This window comes from Neorhizobium sp. SHOUNA12A (assembly GCF_023006505.1).
In the GTDB taxonomy this organism is placed as follows: Bacteria; Pseudomonadota; Alphaproteobacteria; order Rhizobiales; family Rhizobiaceae; genus Neorhizobium.
In genome coordinates this window covers 1-21,272 of the sequence record NZ_JALBGV010000074.1, presented here as the reverse complement: position 1 = coordinate 21,272, position 21,272 = coordinate 1, and the positions used below count along the sequence as shown (strand labels likewise).

The 21,272-nt window shown below is 61.3% G+C and carries 26 protein-coding genes; 5 read left to right on the top strand and 21 right to left on the bottom strand.

Going from position 1 to position 21,272, the window contains the following annotated elements; translation table 11 throughout:
- Positions 1-42 precede the first annotated feature (42 nt).
- The 4 genes from msrB to MOV63_RS25150 all read right to left on the bottom strand — a co-directional run bounded on the left by msrB (position 43) and on the right by MOV63_RS25150 (position 5,375).
- Entirely contained in the window at positions 43-537 is a 495-nt protein-coding gene (gene msrB / locus MOV63_RS25165; RefSeq protein ID WP_247037993.1) for a peptide-methionine (R)-S-oxide reductase MsrB, read from the bottom strand.
- Positions 538-701: 164 nt separating this feature from the next.
- Complete coding sequence (locus MOV63_RS25160; protein WP_247037991.1) at positions 702-3,095, bottom strand: phosphoketolase; 2,394 nt, start codon at positions 3,093-3,095, stop codon at positions 702-704.
- A 64-nt stretch (positions 3,096-3,159) separates the two neighbouring features.
- A complete protein-coding gene (locus tag MOV63_RS25155; RefSeq protein ID WP_247037989.1) occupies positions 3,160-4,344 on the bottom strand; it encodes an acetate/propionate family kinase in 1,185 nt (394 codons plus the stop codon).
- Positions 4,341-5,375, bottom strand: coding sequence for a bifunctional enoyl-CoA hydratase/phosphate acetyltransferase (locus tag MOV63_RS25150; protein WP_405029380.1), 1,035 nt, complete (start codon positions 5,373-5,375; stop codon positions 4,341-4,343). The genes MOV63_RS25155 and MOV63_RS25150 overlap by 4 nt, the downstream gene beginning before the upstream one ends.
- A 67-nt stretch (positions 5,376-5,442) precedes the next feature.
- Between MOV63_RS25150 and MOV63_RS25145 the strand changes: the two genes are divergently transcribed.
- Positions 5,443-6,957, top strand: coding sequence for a bifunctional aminoglycoside phosphotransferase/ATP-binding protein (locus MOV63_RS25145; protein ID WP_247037987.1), 1,515 nt, complete (start codon positions 5,443-5,445; stop codon positions 6,955-6,957).
- Between the two features lie 49 nt (positions 6,958-7,006).
- Here the strand turns inward: MOV63_RS25145 and adhP are convergent, their stop codons facing one another.
- A complete protein-coding gene (gene adhP / locus MOV63_RS25140; RefSeq protein WP_247037985.1) occupies positions 7,007-8,035 on the bottom strand; it encodes an alcohol dehydrogenase AdhP in 1,029 nt (342 codons plus the stop codon).
- 210 nt (positions 8,036-8,245) lie between these two features.
- Between adhP and MOV63_RS25135 the strand changes: the two genes are divergently transcribed.
- A complete protein-coding gene (locus MOV63_RS25135) occupies positions 8,246-8,689 on the top strand; it encodes a hypothetical protein (protein WP_247037982.1) in 444 nt (147 codons plus the stop codon).
- A gap of 70 nt (positions 8,690-8,759) precedes the next feature.
- On the opposite strand, the gene MOV63_RS25130 is transcribed toward MOV63_RS25135, so the two are convergent.
- From MOV63_RS25130 to MOV63_RS25085, 10 genes are all read right to left on the bottom strand, one after another.
- Positions 8,760-9,023 (bottom strand): DUF1488 domain-containing protein, encoded by a 264-nt coding sequence (locus MOV63_RS25130; protein WP_038540019.1) that lies wholly within the window; start codon positions 9,021-9,023, stop codon positions 8,760-8,762.
- Between the two features lie 92 nt (positions 9,024-9,115).
- Positions 9,116-9,259 (bottom strand): hypothetical protein, encoded by a 144-nt coding sequence (locus MOV63_RS25125; RefSeq protein ID WP_157885070.1) that lies wholly within the window; start codon positions 9,257-9,259, stop codon positions 9,116-9,118.
- 199 nt (positions 9,260-9,458) lie between these two features.
- On the bottom strand, positions 9,459-9,749 hold the full coding sequence (locus MOV63_RS25120) for a hypothetical protein (RefSeq protein WP_038548735.1): 291 nt from the start codon (positions 9,747-9,749) through the stop codon (positions 9,459-9,461).
- A 138-nt stretch (positions 9,750-9,887) separates the two neighbouring features.
- Positions 9,888-10,928 (bottom strand): fatty acid desaturase, encoded by a 1,041-nt coding sequence (locus MOV63_RS25115; RefSeq protein ID WP_038540022.1) that lies wholly within the window; start codon positions 10,926-10,928, stop codon positions 9,888-9,890.
- A gap of 86 nt (positions 10,929-11,014) precedes the next feature.
- A complete protein-coding gene (locus MOV63_RS25110) occupies positions 11,015-11,395 on the bottom strand; it encodes a DUF6481 family protein (protein ID WP_038540025.1) in 381 nt (126 codons plus the stop codon).
- 181 nt (positions 11,396-11,576) lie between these two features.
- Positions 11,577-11,786, bottom strand: a complete 210-nt coding sequence (locus MOV63_RS25105) for a cold-shock protein (RefSeq protein ID WP_037085395.1) — start codon at positions 11,784-11,786, stop codon at positions 11,577-11,579.
- 283 nt (positions 11,787-12,069) lie between these two features.
- The gene (locus tag MOV63_RS25100; RefSeq protein ID WP_038540029.1) at positions 12,070-12,885 is read right to left on the bottom strand and encodes a transglutaminase family protein; all 816 of its coding nucleotides are present in this window, start codon (positions 12,883-12,885) and stop codon (positions 12,070-12,072) included.
- A gap of 75 nt (positions 12,886-12,960) precedes the next feature.
- Entirely contained in the window at positions 12,961-13,857 is an 897-nt protein-coding gene (locus MOV63_RS25095; RefSeq protein WP_038540031.1) for a transglutaminase family protein, read from the bottom strand.
- A gap of 174 nt (positions 13,858-14,031) precedes the next feature.
- Positions 14,032-14,277: a hypothetical protein gene (locus MOV63_RS25090; protein WP_038540034.1), complete on the bottom strand. Its 246-nt coding sequence runs from the start codon at positions 14,275-14,277 to the stop codon at positions 14,032-14,034.
- A 73-nt stretch (positions 14,278-14,350) separates the two neighbouring features.
- Entirely contained in the window at positions 14,351-14,533 is a 183-nt protein-coding gene (locus tag MOV63_RS25085) for a hypothetical protein (protein WP_038540037.1), read from the bottom strand.
- Between the two features lie 332 nt (positions 14,534-14,865).
- Between MOV63_RS25085 and MOV63_RS25080 the strand changes: the two genes are divergently transcribed.
- Positions 14,866-15,093 (top strand): hypothetical protein, encoded by a 228-nt coding sequence (locus MOV63_RS25080; protein ID WP_247037980.1) that lies wholly within the window; start codon positions 14,866-14,868, stop codon positions 15,091-15,093.
- Positions 15,094-15,311: 218 nt separating this feature from the next.
- Here MOV63_RS25080 and MOV63_RS25075 read toward each other — a convergent pair whose 3' ends face one another.
- On the bottom strand, positions 15,312-15,452 hold the full coding sequence (locus tag MOV63_RS25075; protein WP_167551667.1) for a hypothetical protein: 141 nt from the start codon (positions 15,450-15,452) through the stop codon (positions 15,312-15,314).
- 114 nt (positions 15,453-15,566) lie between these two features.
- A complete protein-coding gene (locus MOV63_RS25070) occupies positions 15,567-15,821 on the bottom strand; it encodes a hypothetical protein (RefSeq protein WP_038540046.1) in 255 nt (84 codons plus the stop codon).
- Positions 15,822-16,116: 295 nt separating this feature from the next.
- Here MOV63_RS25070 and MOV63_RS25065 point away from each other — a divergent pair, with 295 nt between their 5' ends.
- Both MOV63_RS25065 and MOV63_RS25060 read left to right on the top strand, forming a co-directional pair.
- On the top strand, positions 16,117-16,326 hold the full coding sequence (locus tag MOV63_RS25065) for a cold-shock protein (protein WP_038548738.1): 210 nt from the start codon (positions 16,117-16,119) through the stop codon (positions 16,324-16,326).
- 111 nt (positions 16,327-16,437) lie between these two features.
- On the top strand, positions 16,438-16,608 hold the full coding sequence (locus tag MOV63_RS25060) for a hypothetical protein (protein WP_247037979.1): 171 nt from the start codon (positions 16,438-16,440) through the stop codon (positions 16,606-16,608).
- Between the two features lie 41 nt (positions 16,609-16,649).
- Here the strand turns inward: MOV63_RS25060 and MOV63_RS25055 are convergent, their stop codons facing one another.
- The 4 genes from MOV63_RS25055 to MOV63_RS25040 form a co-directional block, all read right to left on the bottom strand.
- Positions 16,650-16,817: a hypothetical protein gene (locus MOV63_RS25055; protein ID WP_247037976.1), complete on the bottom strand. Its 168-nt coding sequence runs from the start codon at positions 16,815-16,817 to the stop codon at positions 16,650-16,652.
- Between the two features lie 92 nt (positions 16,818-16,909).
- On the bottom strand, positions 16,910-18,022 hold the full coding sequence (locus tag MOV63_RS25050; protein WP_247037975.1) for an ABC transporter permease: 1,113 nt from the start codon (positions 18,020-18,022) through the stop codon (positions 16,910-16,912).
- Positions 18,023-18,025: 3 nt separating this feature from the next.
- Entirely contained in the window at positions 18,026-20,794 is a 2,769-nt protein-coding gene (rbbA, locus tag MOV63_RS25045) for a ribosome-associated ATPase/putative transporter RbbA (RefSeq protein WP_247037973.1), read from the bottom strand.
- On the bottom strand, positions 20,791-21,272 hold a 482-nt coding region (locus tag MOV63_RS25040; RefSeq protein WP_247037971.1), incomplete at its 5' end, for an HlyD family secretion protein. The genes MOV63_RS25040 and rbbA, both read right to left, overlap by 4 nt.

Below are 21,272 nucleotides of genomic sequence, written 5' to 3'. Positions count from 1 at the left end.
GCGGTCTCCTCAACCGAAGTGAATGAAGGATAGGGCGGCGGATCAGGCCGATACGGCACGGAATTTCATGACTGCGCCATTCATGCAGTAGCGCAGACCGGTCGGCTTCGGTCCGTCGTCGAAGACATGGCCGAGATGGCCACCACAACGGGCGCAATGAACCGCGACGCGGACCATGCCGAGCGTCGTGTCGCTCACCGTGCCGACGGCGTCCTTGAGAGGTGCCCAGAAGCTCGGCCAGCCGGTGCCACTTTCGAATTTCGTCTCCGACGAGAAAAGCGCCTGGTCACAGCCGACGCAGGCGAACGTGCCCTTGCGGTGTTCATTGAGGAGCGCGCTGCTGCCGGGATATTCGGTGCCTTCCTCGCGCAGGATATTGTACTGCTCCGGCGTCAAAAGCTTGCGCCACTCGTCGGCCGTATGGGTCACGGGGAAACTGTTTCCGACCGCCGCGAACGTCGAGCGGATGCTCGCGGCCAGAGGGACTACGGCCAGCGTCAGCGCGCTGCCGGCCAGGAATATACGTCTGTTCATCATGGCGGAACCTCCCGGTCCATAATCTGCTTTCCTGCATGATTACGGAAGAGGCGTGCGGTTGGTTACACACATCGCCGGGAAACACCGAAACGTGATCTCGCGTCGAGTTTCCCGACCTGGGTGAAGGCCCTGGCCCGGAGGCTAGGACCTTCGCGGATACGGCATCAGCGCGCCGGCCATTTCCATTTCTGGATTTCCGGCATGTCCTCGCCATGTTCGCGGACATAACGCGTGTGCTCGCCAAGCTTGCTCTTCAGCATGTCGACCACATCAGCCGCCTTTTCCTTCAGTCCGGGAACGCGCGCGATTGCCTCGATAGCGAGGTGGAACCGGTCGAGTTCGTTCAGCACCGTCATGTCGAAGGGCGTTGTCGTCGTGCCTTCCTCGATGAAGCCGCGCACATGGATGTTCTGGTGATTGGTGCGTTTGTAGGTCAGCCGGTGGATGAGGTAGGGATAGCCGTGATAGGCGAAGATCACCGGCCGGTCGGTGGTGAACAGCCGGTCGAATTCCTCGTCCGGCAGTCCGTGCGGATGCTGGTCCTGAGATTGCAGGGCGAGCAGGTCGACGACATTGACGACGCGGATCCTCAAGTCGGGGATCGCTTCGCGCAACAGGGAGACTGCCGCAAGCGTCTCCAGGGTCGGCACGTCGCCGGCGCAGGCCATCACCACGTCCGGCTCGACCGCGCCGCTCTCGTTGCCTGCCCAGTCCCAGATGCCGATGCCGGCTTCGCAATGCCGGATCGCCTCGTCCATCGTCAGCCATTGCGGCTCCGGCTGTTTGCCGGCGACGATGACGTTGACGCGGTCCCATGTCTTCAGGCAGTGGTCGCCGATCCATAGAAGCGTATTGGCATCCGGCGGCAGGTAGATGCGCACGATATCCGCCTTCTTGTTGGCGACGAGGTCGACGAAGCCGGGGTCCTGGTGGGAAAAGCCATTATGGTCCTGCCGCCAGACATGCGAGGTCAGCAGATAGTTGAGGGAGGAAACGGGCTTCCGCCACGGCAGTTCGCGCGACACCTTCAGCCACTTGGCATGCTGGTTGAACATCGAGTCGACGATGTGGATGAAGGCCTCGTAGCATGAGAAGAAACCGTGCCGGCCGGTCAGCAGATAACCTTCCAGCCAGCCCTGGCAGAGATGCTCGGAAAGCACCTCCATCACCCGGCCGTCGCGCGACAGGTGCACGTCGTAGGGCTCGATCCGCTCCATCCAGACGCGGGAGGTGGCCTCGAAGACATTGCCGAGCCGGTTCGATTCCGTTTCGTCGGGGCCGAAGATCCGGAAATTGGAATTAATGTCGTTGAGCTTCATCACGTCGCGCAGATATTTGCCGAGGATTTCCGTCGTCTGGACCATCTCGGCACCCGGCGTGTTGACGGGCACCGCATAGTTGCGGATGTCGGGCACGACGAGTTCCTTGCGAATGAGGCCGCCATTGGCACGCGGGTTAGCCCCCATGCGGCGTTCTCCCCGGGGCGAGAGCGCGCGCAATTCCTCCTTCAGGCGCCCATTGCCGTCGAAAAGGTCTTCCGGGTCGTAGCTCCGCATCCAGTCCTCGAGGATCTTGCGGTGACCGTCATCCTCGCGGCAGCCCGAGACCGGCACCTGATGGGCGCGCCAGAAACCTTCGACCTTCTTGCCGTCGACTTCTTTCGGGCCGGTCCAGCCTTTCGGGCTGCGCAGCACGATCATCGGCCAGCGTGGGCAGGTATCTGGTGCCTTGCCTTCGCGCGCCTGAGCCTGGATCGTGCGGATGCGATCGAAGACGGCGTCGAAGGTCGAAGCCATCTGCCGGTGCATCTTCTCCGGCTCGTGGCCCTCCACGAAGAACGGTTCGTAGCCGTAGCCGCGGAAAAGATGGTCGATATCCTCGTCAGCCATGCGGCCGAGCAGCGTCGGGTTGGCGATCTTGTAGCCGTTGAGATGCAGGATCGGCAGCACGGCACCGTCGCGGGCGGGGTTGAGGAACTTGTTCGAATGCCAGCTTGCGGCAAGCGGACCGGTTTCGGCCTCGCCATCGCCGACGACGCAGGCGACCACCAGATCCGGATTGTCGAAGGCCGCGCCGAAGGCGTGCACCAGCGCATAGCCAAGTTCGCCGCCTTCATGGATGGAGCCGGGCGTTTCCGGTGCCGCGTGGCTCGGAATGCCGCCGGGGAAGGAGAACTGCCGGAACAGCTTTCGCATGCCGGCCGCATCCTCGCCGATCTCGGGATAAATCTCGCTATAGGTGCCTTCGAGATAGGTGCTGGCGACCATGCCCGGCCCCCCATGGCCGGGACCGCAGACATAGATCATGCTGAGATCACGGTTGCGGATGATCCGGTTGAGATGCGCGTAGATGAAGTTGAGGCCCGGCGTCGTGCCCCAGTGGCCGAGCAGCCGCGGCTTGATATGCTCCGGCTTCAGCGGCTCCTTGAGGAGCGGATTGTCGAGCAGATAGATCTGTCCGACGGAGAGATAGTTCGCCGCCCGCCAGTAGCGGTCGATGAGCGCCAGTTCCTCCGCCGTCGTCTCATGGTTTTCCGGCTCGATGGTCTTGAGTTGCATCTCATTCTCCTTCGATAGGTCGACCACATCTACCGCGGGTTTCCACCCGGGCTCATGACATGGATCAAGGCTGCGAATTGAGGATGGCGAGGCATTCCTCGGCGATCATCCGTTCCTCGTCGGTCGGGATGACATAAACCGCGACGCGGGCCGCGGGCGTGCTGATCTTCAGGGCGTTGCTGTGGTTTGCCGCCGTATCCAGTTCGACGCCGAGCCAGAGCAGGCGTTCGGCGATGCGCTTCCGGACCTCCGGCTGGTTCTCCCCGATGCCGGCGGTGAAGACCAGCGCATCGAGACCGCCGACCGTCGAGGCAAGCCTTCCGACCTCGCCGGCGATCCTGAGCGCGAAAAGATCGATTGCCTCCTGGGCCTGGCTGCCGCCGTCCGCGATCAGTTCGCGGGTATCGCCGCTGAGGCCCGAGACGCCGAGCAGGCCGGACTTGTGGTAGAGCATGTCCTCCACCTCCTCGACCGATTTCCCGAGCGGACCCAGGAAATGCAGCACCACGCCGGGATCGAGCCAGCCCGGCCTCGTCGCCATCGGAATGCCGTCGAGCGTCGAAAATCCCATGCTGGAATCGCGGCTCTCTCCGTTCTCGATGGCGCAGAGGCTGGCGCCGCTGCCGAGATGGGCGATGACGACTTTGCCGTTCGCGATGTCCGGGGCCTCCCGGACGAGTGCACCAGCCACATACCGGTAGGAAAGTCCGTGGAAGCCGTACCGTTTGATGCCTTGGTCGTGATAGGCGCGGGGGATGGCGAGACGCCGTACGAGATCCGCCTGCGTGGCATGGAAGGTGGTGTCGAAGGAGCCGGTCTGGAAAAGCGCCGGCCGCAGGTGCCTGATGGCCCTGATCATCCGTAGCGCCTGCGGCTGGTGAAGCGGCGCCAGTTCCGTCAACGACTGGACCTTGGCAATCGTCTCGGCCGTCAGTTCCACCGGGCCGTCGAAGACGTCGCCGCCATGGACGATCCGGTGGCCGGCGGACGTGACGGCGTTCAGGTCGAAATGCTTGTTGAGTTCCCGGAATACCTCGTCCATCAGCTCGGCCAGATCGCCGCCGGCCTCGCCCTTCAGCGGCAGCTCGAACTGTTCCGGGCCTTCCTTCAGATGCAGCGTCAGCGGGTAGGTTCCAAAATCGACGAGTGCCTTGCCGATCCGTTCGGGCCTGTCGCCGTCCACTTTGAAGATGCCGATCTTCACCGTCGAAGAGCCGGCATTGAACGTCAGGAGAAGGTTGTCCGTCATAGAGGCATCCTTGCTTCAAGTCGTTTCGCAGCAGTGAGCCTCGCAAGAGCGGCCGACGCGGTTCGAACCTTGGCCGGGTCTGCGCGGCTTGTCAGTATGATAGGAACCCGGGCGCCGAGGACCAGTCCTGCGGCGTCTGCACCGGCGAAATAAATGAGCTGCTTGGCGAGCATATTGCCGGCTTCGAGATCGGGAACCAGCAGGATATCCGCCCGGCCGGCGACCGGAGAGGCGATACATTTTGCCTGCGCGGCCTCGACGCTGATTGCATTGTCGAAGGCGAGCGGACCGTCGACGACCGCCCCTTCGATCTGCCCGCGCGCCGCCATGACGGTCAAAGCCGCCGCGTCCAGCGTCGAGGGCATCTTGCTGTTGACGGTCTCGACGGCGGCCAGCACCGCCACAAGCGGCTTTGCGACGCCGAGAAGGTGCATGAGATCGACAGCATTCTGGCAGATGTCGCGCTTCTGATCGAGGTCCGGCTGGATGTTGATTGCCGCGTCGGTGACGATCAGCAGCTTGTCATAGGCCGGAATGTCCATGACGTAGACATGGCTCATGCGCCGCCCGGTCTTCAGTTTCGACGCCGGTGCAATCACGGCCGAAAGCAGTTCGTCGCTGTGCAGGCTGCCTTTCATCAGGGCAGCGACCTTGGCCGTCGAGGCAAGTTCGACGCTGCGGTCGGCCGCCGCATGGCTGTGCTCGACAGGCTCGATGTCGATGCCGGCAAGCGAAAGTTCGGCGGCGTCCGCGATGGCCCTGATCTTGTGCTCCGGGCCGACCAGGATCGGATCGAGAAGGCCCTGTTCCTTGAGTTCCACGGCAGAGCGCAGAGTCTCGGTCGAACATGGATGCACGACCGCCGTCCGCATCGCCGGCAGCGAAATCGCTTGGCGGATGATGGCCTCGTAACGGCCGTGATGTCTGAGCATGATGTCCACGGGAATCGACCTGTTCCTCTCGCTGAGAGCGCATGAGGGGGCGCCTACGATGACCTGTGTCGCCCGGAACGGGGCCGCTTTCCTTGACACAGCTCAATGTGCCGACGCCGCGATCCGTGGACTGTCGGGCCGGTGCCGTTCAGCATAAGGTGCAGCTATGATGACAGAAGATCAGAGCAAGACGGCAGCCTTTCTGGCCAACCCGGCATCCTATGGGCTCGCAGTCCCCGTCGAGCGGATGGAGACGCATATCTCATTGATTTTCCTCGTTGGCGACCGGGTCTACAAGCTGAAGAAGGCGCTCAAACTTCCCTATATCGATTTTTCGACCGCCGCGATCCGTGAGGATGCCTGCCGCAAGGAAGTCGCGCTGAACAGCGAGACTGCTCCCGGTCTCTATATCGGCGCGCGGCGGATCACCCGTTCGGACGCCGGCACTTTGGAGTTCGACGGCGACGGGCCGCTCGTCGATGCCGTCGTCGAAATGACCCGGTTCGAACAGGGCCAGCTCTTCGACCGGATGGCGATCGCTGGCCATCTGACGCAGGAGCTGATGACGCAGACCGCCCGGATGATAGCGTTCTATCATCGCCGTGCACCGGCTGTTTCGAAAGGAGGCGGGGCGGCCAATGTCGAGGCTGTCCTCGACATCAACGATGCCGGGTTTGCGACCAGCCATGTCTTCGGTGCGGGAGAGGTGGCGAAACTCAGCGAGATCTTCCGGTCCCGGCTCGTGCGGCATAGCGAACTTCTCGACCGGCGTGCGCTGGCAGGCAAGGTCCGCCGTTGCCATGGCGATCTTCACTTGCGCAATATCTGCCTGCTGGGCGGCAAGCCTTGCCTGTTCGACTGCATCGAATTCAATCTCGGGATCGCCACCGTCGATGTCCTCTATGACCTTGCCTTTCTGCTGATGGATCTCTGGCACCGCGGTTTCCCCGATCTCGCCAATCTGGTGATGAACCGCTATCTCGATGAAACCGACGACGAGGACGGGTTCTGCCTCCTGCCGTTCCTGATGGCGATCAGGGCCGCGGTCCGCGCGCATGTGACGGCGACCCAGGCAGAAGAGCCCGCCCAGGATGCCGCGAGGCTGGCGCAGGAGGCGAAGTCCTATTTCGATCTCGCCCATGGTCTTCTGAGGGAAAAATCGCCGCGCCTGATCGCGATCGGCGGCCTCAGCGGTTCCGGCAAGACGACGGTCGCGGATTGCTTGGCCGCCAAGGTCGGCGCGCCGCCGGGAGCGAGGATCGTCGAAAGCGATCGTATCCGGAAAGCCCTGCATGGCGTCTCGGCCGAGACAAGACTTCCGATCTCGGCCTATCAACCCGACGTATCGAGGAAGGTCTATCACGAGATGGCGAGGCATGCGGAACTGATCCTGGCTCAGGGAGGATCGGTCGTCGCCGACGCGGTCTTCGACGATCCGGACAACCGGCACCTCATGGAAGCTGCGGCTGCAAAGTCCGGGGCAGGCTTTCAGGGCATCTGGCTTGAGGCAGATCCGGAACTGCTCCGGCAGCGGGTCCGCGAACGGGCAGGAGGCCCCTCGGATGCCACCACCGACGTGCTGTCCGGGCAATTGGCCCGCAAGCCCACGGATATAACCTGGCGGCATCTCGATGCGTCGAAAGAGCCTGATGCGGTTGCCGCCGCGATCCTGCACGAATGATTTCAGCGCCGGGCGTGTGTCGCCCGACGCTGAATGATCACAAGGGTGTTTACGAAAAATCCAGCACCATGCGCCCGTCAATCTTGCCGTCCTTCAGGCGCGCGAAGATGTCGTTGATCTCTTCGAGCGGCGCCTTGTGGATCTCCGCCTTGACCTTGCCTTCCGTGGCAAAGGCGATCGCCTCGTCGAGATCGCGTCGTGTCCCGACGATCGAGCCGCGAACGGTGATGCGTTTCAGCACGACATCGAAGATCGGCGTCGGGAACTCGCCGGGCGGCAAGCCGACCAGGCTGACCGTTCCTTTGCGCCTCGCCATGCGGAGCGCCTGGGAAAAGGCGGGAGGCGAGACGGCTGTCACCAGAACGCCGTGAGCGCCGCCGCCGGTCGCACTGATAACCTCTTCGACAGCGGTAAGCCTGCGGGCATCCACCACCAGGTCGGCGCCGAGGCTGCGGGCAAGTTCCAGCTTATCGGCACTGACGTCGAGTGCTACCACATGAAAACCCATCGCCTTGGCATATTGAATTGCGACGTGGCCGAGCCCGCCGATGCCGGAAATCGCCACCCATTCGCCGGGCCTCGCTTCGGTCTCCTTGAGGCCTTTGTAGGTGGTCACGCCGGCGCAGAGGATCGGCGAGATTGCCGCGAAATCGACATTCTGCGGCAGTTTTGCTACGAACGCAGCAGAGGCGACGACATATTCGGCAAAGCCGCCATTGCAGCTATAGCCGGTATTGTGCTGGTGCTCGCAAAGCGTCTCCCAGCCGGTCTCGCAATATTCGCAGGCAAGGCATGCGTCGTGCAGCCAGGCAACGCCGACGGCGTCGCCTTCTTTCAATCCTGTGACACCCGGGCCGAGCTCGACGACGATGCCGGCCGCCTCATGTCCGGGGATGAACGGCGGGTTGGGCTTGACGGGCCAGTCGCCATCGGCGGCGTGAAGGTCGGTGTGGCAGACGCCGCAGGCCATGACCTTGACGAGGATTTCGCCTGGACCCGGCACGGGCACCGGGACGCATTCGATCGCAAGTGGCTTGCCGAATTGGTGCACGACAGCGGCTTTCATCGTTCGCGTCATGTTCGTCTCCTTGTTGTGGGAAGCATGAATGCCGCAACGATTATCTCTGACGCGGGCCGCTTCATTGACCCAGCGCAAGCGCGGGCCGATGGTTCAGCCCTGCGCCCGTTGATGCGCGTCAATGTTCAGGGCGCCGATAGCACTCAGAAATAGAGTTTGGAGAGCCGGCCCGGCGATCTGCATGGGCCTTCCTGGAGCGAGGATATGGAGATGGATTACGACGTGGGTGTCCTCAACGCTGCGGATGTCTATCGTGCTTACGCGGTCGTCCAGCTGGTCATGTCAGGGCTGGATCTGCAGCGATGGAAGCGGCTGACCGCTTCGGCCTCATTGCGCCGTGATTGGCTGGCGGTGACGGATGCGCAAGGGTATGTTCGCGGCCTTTGCCACGTCTTCACCCGCGAGCACCTGGTCTACGGGCGCCAGCTCGAAATCCCTCTCTTTGCATCCGTCAGCCTTCTCGATGACCAGCGCGTTGCAAGACATCTTTTCGAGTTCGCCAAGCTAAGGGCAAAACTGGACGGGTGTGAGAAGGTCCATTTCTGGTCCTCCGCATCGAGAGACTGGGGCAGCCTCGATACACTCAGGGACGCGGGACCTTGGGACGATGGATTGGTCTATGATATGGGCACTGACCGGGCCACGGTTCATTGACCGCGTTGAGCGCCCGGAGCCTCGAAGGCAGCGGGCCGCCTCTCGGTAGGCGATCAGATTTCCATCCGAATTAGCCGAGATCGGCCGCCGTCAGCGTATAGGTCGTGCCGCGATTGGGGCGATATGCCCTCATGGCAGCATCCTGGATGCTGGATCTGGCCGCATCAAAGGCCTGGAGGTAATCGTTCTCCGACATGCCTGTCGCCGTTCTGCTGGCGAGTGCTTCGGCTTCCACGAAAAACCTGACTTCGAACATGCCGTCATAGCCCAGGAAGCGAACGACCTTGCGCGCTTCGTCGAAACTGCGGCTTCTATTCGGAAATATCAGGGTCATGACGGTTTCAATTCGAGATGGAACGCGTTCTCTGGGGGCGGCGTTCCGGGTTTCTGATGATGCGCATTGCCAGGTCAGAATAGGTCGCCAGGTCAGAATAGGTCGCGAAGCAGGATGAAGAGAATGAATGCCATGCAAACAGCCGGCACCGCGATGCGGAACAGGTGTGCATAGCCCGCCCGGTGTAATTGCGGGCCTGTCTGGGAAGAAGGTTGGATTCGCCTGATGGAAGACATGCCGTCCTCCTCCTTGGGGCCAGGGCTCGCGCCCTTGATCGCAGCGCCCGTTCTGAATCTGCTACCTGCGGCTAATATGGGTCGAAAACGGACAAATACAAGGGTATTTCTCTCTGCTCCTCAAGAGAAGAGAGATCTGCTGCAGCCGTATTTCACTTGATCCGGCTGCTGCATATCGCACGGTATGACCGCATATCGGTTATTTGTTCTTCAGAAGCCATATCTTGCCGGCCATGGTGATTCCATGCGCCGATTCTTCCACCGAGACGTCCTCGTTGAGGACACGCAGAAGGCCGTGTTCCCGCAGTTCGTTCAGCGTCGTCGTCGTCAGGAACTTGATCTTCTGCGGCCGTTCCTTGAACCGGTCGTTCCGCGCGTAAGTCACGACCGCGTTCAGATGCGTCCACTTCTTGGCTTCCTGCGGGAACAGGTCACCATCCTTCGCCAGCTTGAGGCCCCTGACCTGGGTCGGCGTCAGCTCGACAGTCAGCGCATGCGCCGCCGGCGTCGGGGCGGTGGTCGTTTTGGTGTTCTCGGTCGTGCTCAATGTACAGTCCTTGATCGGTAGGGAGGTAGTCTTTGTGCATCGGTGCTCAGGCGGTGGTTTCAGCCTCGCCGATTGCAGCGGTTAAGAAGTCTTCGCCGCCTTGGCGGCATCGCGAAACGACAGGAGCTTTCGGCTCTTTTCGTCCCAGAGCACGAGTTTGACGCATTGGATGCTCTGCCAAAGCGTTATGCGGCCGATGCCGGCCAGTTCGGGGTGATCGCGCAACACTTCGGGCAGCCGGTAGTAGGGTATCCTGCTCGAAAGGTGATGGACGTGGTGGATGCCGATATTGCCGGTCAGCCAGCGAAGCACCAGCGGCAGGTCGTAATGGGAGGCGCCGTGAAGGGCGGCCTCCGGAAACTGCCAGTCCTCGGTCTTCGACCAATGGGTCTCCTCGAACTGGTGCTGAACGTAGAAAAGCCAGACGCCGGCGGCCCCTGCGATCAGCACGATCGGCAGGTGGACCAGCAGAAAGGGCACGAGCCCGATCGCCCATATCATCAAGGCCGCAAGAACAGCGATCGCGAGATTGGTCGCCATCGTGGAAATCCAGGGCAGGGCGCCGGAACCCATCATTCCAAAGGGCAGGCGCTGCTTGAAGAGGAAAAGCCAGGCGGGTCCGATGCCGAACATTACCAGCGGATGGCGGTAAAGGCGATAAGCGAGCCGGCGCGACCAGGGAAGAGCCTGATATTCGGCGATCGTCAGCGTGGTGATGTCGCCGACGCCGCGTTCGTCGAGGTTGCCGGCCGAGGCATGGTGGGCGGCATGTGCCCGGCGCCAGTAGTCATAAGGCGTCAGGGTCAGGACACCCAGCACGCGTCCGGTCCAGTTGTCCAGGCGTCGACGGGCGAAGAACGAGCCGTGCCCGCAATCGTGCTGGATCATGAACAGCCGCAGCAGAAAAGCGGCGGCGGGAAGGACGAGGATCAGCCCGATCGGGAAACCCAGGAATACGGAAATATAGGCGCCGGCCCAGAGGACGGCGAACGGCAGCACCGTGACAAGCAGTTCGAAGCTGCTGCGTCCGAAACGCGGCTGCCGATATTTAGAAAGAATCTTCAGCCACGCGCCGATATCGTCTTCGGTATCGGGCGCTGGCGCATAGGCTCTGGCGTTCATGGAAATCGATCCACCTTTTTTGCCTCGGCATGCGGCGGGCCCGAAGCGGGATGTGCCTGCATGGTTTCAGGCACATGCCTCGAATATCAGCCCTGACGGGCCTTGCGTGCCGCGTAACGACGATCGCGCTCCGCCTTGCGGGCGGCTTCATCGGCAACGACCCGGGCAACCCGGGCGTTGGTTTCCGCTTGCTGGGCCTCGGCTGCGGCCTTTTCATGGGCTTCCGCGGCTGCGGCCAATGCGGCAGCTTCCTGCAGCTGGCGTTCGTTCTCCGCCGCCTTCAGCGCTTCGCGCTCGGCACGGCGGGCTTCTCTCGCGGCGGCAAGGGCCTCGCGTTCGGCGCGTCGTTCCTGCACGGCGGGATCGGTCGGTTTGGGGGCGGACGCAAACTTCGCCAAAAGCTCTCGCTTGGCATCCGCCGCTGTCTTGCGGCGCTCGGCAAAGCTGTTGTCGCTCGGGTGTCTCAATGTATCTTCCTTGTCAGATCTTGAATGTGGCGGTTGAAAACGAATATCGCGCTTAACGGGAAGTTATGCGGATGTTCGCGTCAGCCAAATGCCTCAACGGAAAAAGGCCAGACATATGCCTGGCCTTCACATATCTTTTGCCGCCATGCCGGTACATCCGTGGTCATGGGAGGCTAAAGTTTTAGGCAGCCTGAAGCTGGCCTGCGGACATCTTGCCCGACTTGCGGTCACGCTCAAGTTCAAAGCCGAGCTTCTGACCTTCAACAATCGAGCTCATGCCAGCGCGTTCGACGGCCGAGATGTGAACGAAGACGTCGGCGCTGCCGTCGTCAGGCTGAATGAAGCCGAAGCCCTTGGTGGCATTGAACCATTTAACTGTGCCAGTGGCCATAACGAACCCTTTCATAGCAACATTGATAATCCGCCGGGCGACGCACGGCGGGTGTTTCGACTTTTGAGAGGGAAAGTTCGTCAAGAAGCGCGATGCGCAGCAAAAACAAATATCGGCAAACAAAGTATCGATGTCCCCTACCTAATGCATCATGACCGAAGTGTCAACTTTTTGTTTTGAAAATCATGCGACGCGCAACCATGAGTGGTTTTTGTTGATGGCGGAAGAATATCAACGGTACCCCTTTCGGGCTTGAGCGCCAAAGGGCCGGCAGTTTGAAGATTTAGGCGGAGGCCGGTATTTCTTCGGTCGTCACCTGGAAAGAAGCCAGGATCGCCGGGCCGAAGGCGGTCGAAAGCGCCACGTCCGTCGCGTCCCGCCCGGTCGCCATCAGAATGCGCCCGATGCGGGGTTTGTTATGACGGGCATCGACGGTATTCCAGCGCCCGCCGAGATAGACCTGGAACCAGGCGCTGAAATCCATCGGGTTGATATCCACCGGGACGCCGATATCGCCGAGATAGCCGGTGCAGTAACGCGCCGGAATGTTCATGCAGCGGCAAAGCGTGATGGCGAGATGCGCGAAATCGCGGCAGACGCCTGTGCGATCGGTAAAGCCTCCAAAGGCTGTCCGCAGCGGATCCGCGTTCTGGTAGTTGAAAGTGATGTGGTTGTGGGCGAAATCGAGGATCGCCTGCACCCGCGGCCAGCCGAGAGGCGTCGCGGAAAATGTCTTCCAGGCAAAATCCGCCAGGCGGTCGGTGTCGCAGTAGCGGCTGCCGAGCAGGAAGACCAGCACGTCGTCCGGCAGATCCTTGATGTCGTGCTGGAAGGCATTTTGCGGCACCGGGTCAGGCATGCCGTCGTCGTAGATTTCGAATTCGGTCGAGATCGTCGTCAGCCCCGGCGGGGCCACGATCCGGCTGCAGGCGTTTCCGAAGCTGTCGAGATAGCTCCAGGCCTCGATCGGGCGGTCGAAGCTCAGCACTTGGTCGCTCAAAAGGTCCGCGCGACGCGAGGGATGGATATTCAGAACCAGTAGCATCGCCGTATCGTGCTGGCATTCATACCCTATGCGAAACCCTGCGCGTATCTTCATGATCGTATCCCTATGGAGAAACTCTGGCCGAAATGGCAGTTCAGCGGCAACGCTCGAATAATCCGGGTGTTCCGGTTACCCGTGGAGTTTCACGCTTTGGTCATCGGTCGTCACGTTAACCTGCACGGACATGCTGTCGAAATCGGTATCGTCGCCATCGTAACTTCCCGATAGCGGGATCGCCTGTCGCGGATCGCGAGCGACACCCACGCGTATCAGGTCGCGATTGCCGACGATACCGTTGGTGGGATCGAATTCTACCCACCCGGCGCCGGGAAGATAGACCTGGCACCAGGCGTGGGTCGATCCGCCGCCGAGCGTTATCGAGCCGTCGCGGTCGGGCACGTAGATATAGCCGGTCACGAAACGCGCCGCCAAGCCGAGCGACCGCGCCGCTTCCATCATCAGCAGTGCGAAATCGCGGCAGGTGCCGCGGCGCAGCTGCAGGGTTTCGAGCGGCGGTTGCGTCCCGTGTTCGGAGCGCCTGGCATAGATGAAACCCTCGTGGAGCGCGAAGCACATGGTCATCAGCAGATGGCCGGTTTCGGTGGCATGGCCGACCCTGACGAATTGCCGTGCCCATTTGCCAACCCGGTCCTCGGGATCGGGATAGTGGCGCTGGATCGTCCTCTCCAGATCGAAGGCTTCTTCCGGATCGTATACGAACGGATAGGTGAGTGCCTCTTCGTCGATCTGGAAGTCCATCGCCACCTGCGGCGTGTGGTCGAGGCGGATATTGGTTTCGAACCGTAGTTCGGAAGACGCCTTCGATATTCCGACCAGCGCGACGCAATTGCCGAAGACATCGTGGATCCATCGGACATAATCCGGCTTTGGATAAACGTTGAGCTGGGAACTCAGTAAAGTCTGGTCGAAACTATCCCGCGGCCTGAACATCAGCCTGTGTTCGCCGAACTCCACCGGCCTCGTATACCGATAGGAGGTGACATGCCGGACGGAAAATATCGTCATCCAATTCACCCCAAGAGCAGTAAGGTCGGCACGCGCTGGCGCGGGGGGCTTTCATCGAACCCTGCTTGATCACCGCTATAACAGCCGCCATGCCAAGGCGATAGGAAAAACCCGCCGCACCCGGTAAATTACGATAATCCCGAACGCTGCATAGGAACCCCGAGAGGGGTTACCTCACTGGTCCCGACGCTGCAGCGGATATTCACCGGCGTCGTAGAGTTTCTGTATCTGCGTGCTGTCGAACCGGGCTTCTTCGACCTCGAGAATGGACCCGCGCAACAGCGATGCAGGCATGACCTCGATTGCAAAACGCAGGGCCTCGGCCACGGTTTCGAACCTCTTGTAGCCAAGCCTGCTCGTTCTCTTCCAGTTCTTGCACGGGTAGAGCCCCGCGCCGGCATTGTAGTTGAAGGCGGCCATGCTGGTGTCCTTGTGGTCGAGGAGATGTGCGAGGGGATGATCCGAACGAATAACTTCGTCGGAACAATCCGTGTCAGGCCGGCTGCAATTGCGACGCGCGCCTCTGGAGGCGCTCCTGCTTTTGCGCGAGCTTGAGTTCCCGGCTTCTCAGCGCCTGTCTCTGGCGAAATTCCTGCAGCTTGGCTGCATTGGAGCCTTCTTCTGCATCGGGTTTGCGAAACAGATTCTGGGCGGCATTACGGACGGTATCGATCATTGATGTAACCTTAAAGGATAGACTGCGGGACGCGACAACGGCCAACGCAAGAATTCTCCAGCCGACGGGGCGGAGTTCGACGTTCGCAAAATCAAGGGTGTCGCCAAGCAACCGGCGGAGCCGGGAGGATCAGGTAGCCGAAAAGGCTGAAAACGTGAATCATATATGGCGAAATAATGCGTCAGTTTCAAGTCTTGTCTCAAAACGGATAGGCGGTGCTTGCCATGGGCGGGAATGAGGCCCATCGTGGCTGGTCGGCTGCAACTGGCAAGGGCGCAGCCGCCTGAGGGACCCGATGCGAGCCCTAGCCCCGACGACCAAGGAGGGGCACGATGTCCTCACGATCCTCGCATCCGAATTTCCAGCTTTATTTCGAGAAAATGCTGACGAACAACCAGCCGCAGGCTGAACAATCCGCAGAAAGCTGCCCCGACGCATCGAGCCTGCATGCCATCTTCCGGGGTATGCCGATCCAGGGACCGCCGCTGACGGGTTCGGAGATTTGGCTTGGTGGCATCCGCGCCACCCGCGTTTCGAAGAAGCCTCCCGGATTGCGCTAGCCGGCAACGCTTTCCGCCGACGCAGGGATTGGAAATAGGATCACATCTCCGCGCCCGATGGGAGCGAATGGTTGAAGAACACATTTCCCGAGAAAGCGAAACGCAAACGATCCAGCAGCGACCGGATGGCAATCATCCCTGTCGCCTGCTTGAGCCTGCGAATTTCGAAGGGGGCCGGCGTCGGAGGCGCCGTGGTACGGCGCCTCCTGCCCGAAACATTATTTCGGCTTTTTGCCCAAGGTGAGACCGCTGCCGGCGAGCTTGACCTGTGCGCCTGCGGGCGCGGCCGTCACGGCTGCAGTCTTGTCTTTTTTCGGTTTGCGAGTTTCGCGGTTACTTCGTACCTGGCCTTTAGCCATTTTGTCCTCCTTGGGCGGCGATGGATAGTGGAGAGTGAAACCGTTGTTCGGCAGACAGGCATGCAAAGCGTGAAATGACGGATCTGCGAAATCCTGCCTTTGCCAGCCGAACTATCAAAGCTGCGGTGTTACGGTATCTCTGTGTTTGCTCAAAGAAGCCGATATTGCGGCCCCAAAGCTCTTCTCGGGATGATCGCCAAAACGGGCAAGCATCATGGCTGCTCCCGTCGTGTCTGCCCGACCGCCGACAAGCATTCCGCTTGGCTGCGTACGCTCACTGAATTGGTGAAGTTCGATATTTTCCCGGTATCCGGGGCCGCTGACGCGGACCAGGTTGCGGGAGGTGGTCTGAGAGAATTCGGAAGACATGACGTCCTCCTTTCATTGGGGCCAGGGCGTGAAAATCCTGAAGCAGCAGCGCCCTTTATATAGCTGCTGAAGTCCTCATCATGCGCCGGACTTGCGCCAAAGGCAATGTGCGGGGTTGCGAGAAATGCCTTGCTCAAGACATAGTTGACCGATAGGGGTTACCATCGAAATTGGTTGTCGAGCTTCGTTTTCACGCCTTTTGCGTTCGAGCTGATCTTTCCTTTCAAAATCGATCTCTTTTGTCGCTGGCATTTTGCCGGACGGCGACCTGTGTTCGATCGGAAGGATCATCTTCATGAGCAGCGGAATCGTAAAATTTTTCAACACCTCCAAGGGCTTCGGCTTTATCCAGCCCGCCGACGGATCGACGGACGTGTTCGTCCACATCTCGGCCGTCGAACGTTCGGGAATGACCTATCTGGCTGAAGGCCAGAAGGTGAGCTTCGATGTCGTGCGGGACAACCGCACCGGCAAGAATGCAGCTGAAAACCTGCAGATCGCCTAAAGCCAAAACCGACTCCGGTCTTTGACCACGGATGTACCGGCACGGACCGTTGAAGCGAGTCGGGTGGCTGACCCCTCTCGGCCTTTCTCTTCGAATAACGAAAGAATTTCCATGAAAAAGACAGATGCAGAACAGCAGGTAAAAAGAGCCCAGCGCCAGGTCGTCAATACCAGCGGCGGCGGCCATCTCGGCGGCACCAACCACGGCCAGGGCTATGACGCCAAGACCTCTTCCGCAAAGGGCAAGGCCGACAAGGGCCGCAAGGCCGGCGGCAAGAACTAAGCATCAGATAATGCGGGCCGAGGAGCACTTCGGCCCGTTTTTTACTTGCGCTTGGGAGCAACCGGCTGTTTCTCCGGCTTTCGGGGATGACCCGGCGCGATGGGATCGCTTGCCGGAAAAGTCTCTTCGAGCGACTCTTCCAGGTAATCGTCCTGCTCCTTGGCGATGTCTTTGGCGGACGTTCCGGGTGAAGGAGCCTCTTTTCCCATTTTCGAGCTTCCTCGTTGATCGACCCGGTAATTCTACTCCCGTTTCTTCGCCGGCAGAAGCAGGAATAAGCACCGGCATGTTCAGGTAGGTTTTATCGCAACGACCTGCGGAAGCCGCGCAGCGAAAAGGCAAACAACACCGTCGCGATGACGAGCAGCCACGCAAATTGCGGCCAGACCACCGAGAACCCGGCGCCGCGGTAAAGGATCGCCTGGGCGAGCAGGATGAAATGTGTGTTCGGCGCGGCGAGCATGATCGTCTGGATCACTTCCGGCATGCTTTCGCGGGGCGTGGTCGCGCCGGAGAGGATCTGCAGCGGCAGCAGCACCAGCATCAGCAACAGGCCGAACTGCGGCATCGAGCCCGCAAGCGTCGCGAGCGCGATCCCCATCGCGGTTGCAGCGAGAAGATGGAGCGCCGCCCCCGCCATGAACAGCACGATCGATCCCTCGACCGGAACCTTCAGCAATCCCTGCACCACGAAGATCAGCGAAAGCAGGGTGGCGACGAACACCACCAGCCCCATCGACCACACTTTTGCAGCCATGATTTCGAACGGCGTCAGCGGCATCACCAGAAGATGCTCGACCGTGCCGTGCTCCCGCTCGCGGATGAGGGCGGTGCCTGTCAGGATGATCGCCAGCATGGTGACGTTGTTGATGACGTTCATCACCGAGGTGAACCACATCTGGTTGAGTTCGGGATTGAACCGGGCGCGTAATGCGAGGTTCACGGTCGGCGTTCGACCGTCGATATCCGCGGCGGCAAAACCGGCGACTTCGGTCGAGACGATATTCTGCACATAGCCGGATCCAGAAAACGCCTGGGTCATGCGGGTCGCATCGACATTGAGTTGGACGACGGGGGATTTGCCGGCGATCAGGTCGCTCTGGAAGTTCGGCGGAATATCGAGTGCGAACGTGTCGGTGCCGGCATCCATGCGAGCATCCATCTCGCCCGCCGTGATCATCGCCGGCGGTTTGAAATAGGGCTGCAGGAAAGAGTCGGCGATCTGGCGCGAGAGCGGCGAATTGTCCTCGTCGACGATCGCGATCGGCGCATTGTTCAATGTTTCGGGAACGGCTTTTGCTTCCGTATAAACGGCGATCGTGAAGGAATAGACGATCAGTCCGAGCAATATCGGATCGCGCATCAGCCCGCGCAATTCCTTGATCCCGAGGTGGACGATATTGGCGAGCCGCATCCGTCACCGTGCCTGTTTCTTGAGAAAGACGGCGCTCGCCGCAATCAGCAGCGGCCCGGCAACAATGAGCGGCAGGAAAGCCCCGAAGAGGTTTTCGAAGCCGAGGCCCTTCGAGAAGGTGCCGCGCGAGATGATGTTGAAATAGGTCGTGGGATAAATCTGGCCGATGACCGCCCCGATGCCCTGCAGCGAGGAGACCGGATCGATCATGCCGGCAAACTGCACCGCCGGTATGATCGTCATTAGCGTCGTCCCGAAGATTGCGGCGATCTGGCTCGACATGAAAGTCGAGACGAGCAGGCCGAAGGCGGTCGCGAAAGCGACATAGAGAAGTGCTGCCGCGGTGAAGGCAGCTAAGCTGCCGGTGAACGGCACCTGGAACACCAGGATCGCAAACAGCCACAGGAGCACGGCGTTCATCATGCCGAGCGCCAGGTAGGGAAGCTGCTTGCCGATGAGGAATTCCAGCCGCGTCACCGGCGTCACGTAGAAATTGACGATCGAGCCGAGTTCCTTTTCCCGCACCACTGACAGCGCCGCGAGCATCGCCGGGATCAGCAGAAGCAGCAGCGGAATGACGGCCGGGACCATCGCCACCAGGCTTTCGATGCCGGGATTGTAGCGGAAGCGGGTCTCGATCGAGAACTGCCCCTTGGCGGCATCGCCGAAGATTTCGCGCGCCTTTTGCGCCAACCAGTGGGCGTGCATGCCCTGCACGTAGCCGCGCGTGGTTTCCGCCCGCTGCGGCATGGCGCCGTCGATCCACGCCCCGATCTCAACATCGTGGCCGCGGGCGACATGTTCGGCAAAACCGGCCGGAATCTCGATCGCCAGCTTCAGCGAGCCCTCGCGCATGCGCCGGTCGAGGTCGCCATAATCGCCGGGTGGCGGCTGCTCGACGAAATAGCGGGAACCGGCGATGTCGGCGGTATAGTCGCGGCTGGCGACCGTATCGTCCCGGTCGAGAACCGCGAATGTCAGGTCCTTGACGTCCATGTTGATGCCGTAGCCGATCACGAACATCAGGATGACGCTGCCGATTAGCGCCAGGGTGGCCCGAATGGGATCGCGGCGGATCTCCAGCGTCTCGCGAAGACTATAGCTCCAGATGCGAAGCGGGTCGAAGGAGCGGTGCGGCCGTGCTCCGGCGAACTTGCGCCCGTCGTCTGCCGTCGAGGGTGCCGATGCGGATGAGGCAGTCGTCTCGCCGATCGCATCTTCGAGATAGGCGATGAACGCTTCCTCCAGCGTTGTGGCATAGCGGCTTTTGCGGATCGCATCGGGCGTATCGCTCACCAGCACCTTGCCGGCATGCATCAGCGAGATGCGGTCGCAGCGCTCCGCTTCATTCATGAAATGGGTGGAGATAAATATGGTGACATGGTCTTTGCGGGAGAGCTCGATTAGCGCCGCCCACAACTGGTCACGGGCGATCGGGTCTACGCCCGAAGTCGGTTCGTCGAGGATCAGCACTTCCGGCGAATGGATCAGCGCCACCGCCAGCGAAAGCCGCTGCCGGACACCGAGAGGCAAACCGTCCGGCAGTGCGTCCATGACCTCCGCAAGCTCGAAACGCCGGCCCATTTCCTCGATCCGGGCCGAGATCGTATCGACGGGCAGCTGAAACAGCCGCGCATGCAGGTCGAGGTTCTGCCGGACCGTCAGTTCCGTATAGAGCGAAAAGGCCTGGCTCATGTAGCCGACGCGCCTGCGGACATCCATGTCCTTCGGGTCGACCGTCTTGCCGAACAACTTCGCCGTGCCTTCGCTCGCCGGCAGCAGGCCGGTCAGCATCTTCATCGTCGTGGACTTGCCGCAGCCGTTCGAGCCGAGGAAACCAAAGATCTCGCCGCGGCGGATGCGGAAGCTGACATCGTCCACCGCCGTGAAATCGCCGAAGCGCATCGTCAGGCCTTCCGCCTCGATGGCAAATTCGGCCTCGTCGAAATCTGCCGGGGGATGAAGCGGAATGACCTTGTGCGTGGCGCGCCTCTCCTCCGGCATCAGCGCAATGAAGGCATCGTCGAGCGTGGCGGCGCCGGTATGGGCAAGGATTTCGCGCGGCGTTCCGGTTGCGAGCACCTTGCCGGCATCCATGGCCGCCAGCCAGTCGAAGCGCGATGCTTCCTCCATATAGGCGGTCGCGACGATCACGCTCATCTCCGGCCGCTCCCTCCGGATATCGTCGACGAGGCTCCAGAACTGCCGGCGCGACAGCGGGTCGACGCCGGTCGTCGGCTCGTCGAGGATCAAAAGGTCCGGATCGTGAATGAGGGCGCAGCAAAGGCCGAGCTTCTGTTTCATGCCGCCCGAAAGCTTGCCGGCGGGGCGGTCCTCGAAGCCCGACAGGCCGGTGCGTTTCAGAAGGTTAGCGATGCGGTATTCCCGCTCCTTGCGGCCCTGGCCGAACAGGCGGGCAAAGAAATCGGCATTCTCGAACACCGATAACGTCGGATAGAGGTTCTTGCCGAGCCCCTGCGGCATATAGGCGATGGCCGGGCAGGTGCGATCGCGGTGGCGGGCGCTGCGCATGTCGCCGCCAAGCACTTCGACCTCGCCCGTCTGGATCTGGCGTGCGCCGGAGATCAGCGAAAGCAGCGAGGATTTGCCCACCCCGTCCGGGCCGATCAGGCCGATCATACGTCCGGACGGCAAATCGAGACTTATGCCGTCGATGGCGCGCGTTTTGCCGTAGGAATGGCCGACATCCGTCAACCGCGCCACATAGGCAGGTTCTACCTGGATGCCCTTCGCCTGCTGCACCGGGCTCATGGGGTGATCGGCCGTGACAGCGCCGCCGGCCACTCTGCGGCGGGATCGAGCTTCACATAGGTCCGGCCAGGCAACCCGGTCTTGACCTGCGCGATATATTTCTGGAGCAGTTCCGGAGAGACGCGCGCCCGCAGGCGGAACATCAGCTTCTGTCGTTCCTCCTCGGTCTCCACCGTCTTCGGCGTGAATTGCGCGACATCGGACACGAAGGATATCCGGGCCGGAATGACATATTGGGGGGCTGCGTCGAGAACGATCCGGGCCTCGCCGCCGATCGGGGTGCGCCCGGCTTCCCCGGTCGGTAGGAAGAACGTCATGTAGACATCGCCGACATCGAGGATGTTGAGCACGCGGCCGCCGGCGGCGACCACTTCGCCCGGCTGCGCCACGAGATATTGCACCCGTCCGTCGCGCGGGGCCTTGAGCTCGGAATCGCGCAGATCGGCATCGATCCGCGCGACAGTCGCCTGCACGGCCT

Excerpts from the sequence above, each read along its gene's own strand:
- msrB (WP_247037993.1), bottom strand. The coding sequence starts at position 537 with ATGATGAACAGACGTATATTCCTGGCCGGCAGCGCGCTGACGCTGGCC.
- MOV63_RS25160 (WP_247037991.1), bottom strand. The coding sequence starts at position 3,095 with ATGCAACTCAAGACCATCGAGCCGGAAAACCATGAGACGACGGCGGAG.
- MOV63_RS25155 (WP_247037989.1), bottom strand. The coding sequence starts at position 4,344 with ATGACGGACAACCTTCTCCTGACGTTCAATGCCGGCTCTTCGACGGTG.
- MOV63_RS25145 (WP_247037987.1), top strand. The coding sequence starts at position 5,443 with ATGATGACAGAAGATCAGAGCAAGACGGCAGCCTTTCTGGCCAACCCG.
- adhP (WP_247037985.1), bottom strand. The coding sequence starts at position 8,035 with ATGACGCGAACGATGAAAGCCGCTGTCGTGCACCAATTCGGCAAGCCA.
- MOV63_RS25135 (WP_247037982.1), top strand. The coding sequence starts at position 8,246 with ATGGATTACGACGTGGGTGTCCTCAACGCTGCGGATGTCTATCGTGCT.
- MOV63_RS25130 (WP_038540019.1), bottom strand. The coding sequence starts at position 9,023 with ATGACCCTGATATTTCCGAATAGAAGCCGCAGTTTCGACGAAGCGCGC.
- MOV63_RS25125 (WP_157885070.1), bottom strand. The coding sequence starts at position 9,259 with ATGTCTTCCATCAGGCGAATCCAACCTTCTTCCCAGACAGGCCCGCAA.
- MOV63_RS25115 (WP_038540022.1), bottom strand. The coding sequence starts at position 10,928 with ATGAACGCCAGAGCCTATGCGCCAGCGCCCGATACCGAAGACGATATC.
- MOV63_RS25105 (WP_037085395.1), bottom strand. The coding sequence starts at position 11,786 with ATGGCCACTGGCACAGTTAAATGGTTCAATGCCACCAAGGGCTTCGGC.
- MOV63_RS25100 (WP_038540029.1), bottom strand. The coding sequence starts at position 12,885 with ATGAAGATACGCGCAGGGTTTCGCATAGGGTATGAATGCCAGCACGAT.
- MOV63_RS25095 (WP_038540031.1), bottom strand. The coding sequence starts at position 13,857 with ATGACGATATTTTCCGTCCGGCATGTCACCTCCTATCGGTATACGAGG.
- MOV63_RS25090 (WP_038540034.1), bottom strand. The coding sequence starts at position 14,277 with ATGGCCGCCTTCAACTACAATGCCGGCGCGGGGCTCTACCCGTGCAAG.
- MOV63_RS25085 (WP_038540037.1), bottom strand. The coding sequence starts at position 14,533 with ATGATCGATACCGTCCGTAATGCCGCCCAGAATCTGTTTCGCAAACCC.
- MOV63_RS25080 (WP_247037980.1), top strand. The coding sequence starts at position 14,866 with ATGTCCTCACGATCCTCGCATCCGAATTTCCAGCTTTATTTCGAGAAA.
- MOV63_RS25075 (WP_167551667.1), bottom strand. The coding sequence starts at position 15,452 with ATGGCTAAAGGCCAGGTACGAAGTAACCGCGAAACTCGCAAACCGAAA.
- MOV63_RS25070 (WP_038540046.1), bottom strand. The coding sequence starts at position 15,821 with ATGTCTTCCGAATTCTCTCAGACCACCTCCCGCAACCTGGTCCGCGTC.
- MOV63_RS25065 (WP_038548738.1), top strand. The coding sequence starts at position 16,117 with ATGAGCAGCGGAATCGTAAAATTTTTCAACACCTCCAAGGGCTTCGGC.
- MOV63_RS25060 (WP_247037979.1), top strand. The coding sequence starts at position 16,438 with ATGAAAAAGACAGATGCAGAACAGCAGGTAAAAAGAGCCCAGCGCCAG.
- MOV63_RS25055 (WP_247037976.1), bottom strand. The coding sequence starts at position 16,817 with ATGGGAAAAGAGGCTCCTTCACCCGGAACGTCCGCCAAAGACATCGCC.
- MOV63_RS25050 (WP_247037975.1), bottom strand. The coding sequence starts at position 18,022 with ATGCGGCTCGCCAATATCGTCCACCTCGGGATCAAGGAATTGCGCGGG.
- rbbA (WP_247037973.1), bottom strand. The coding sequence starts at position 20,794 with ATGAGCCCGGTGCAGCAGGCGAAGGGCATCCAGGTAGAACCTGCCTAT.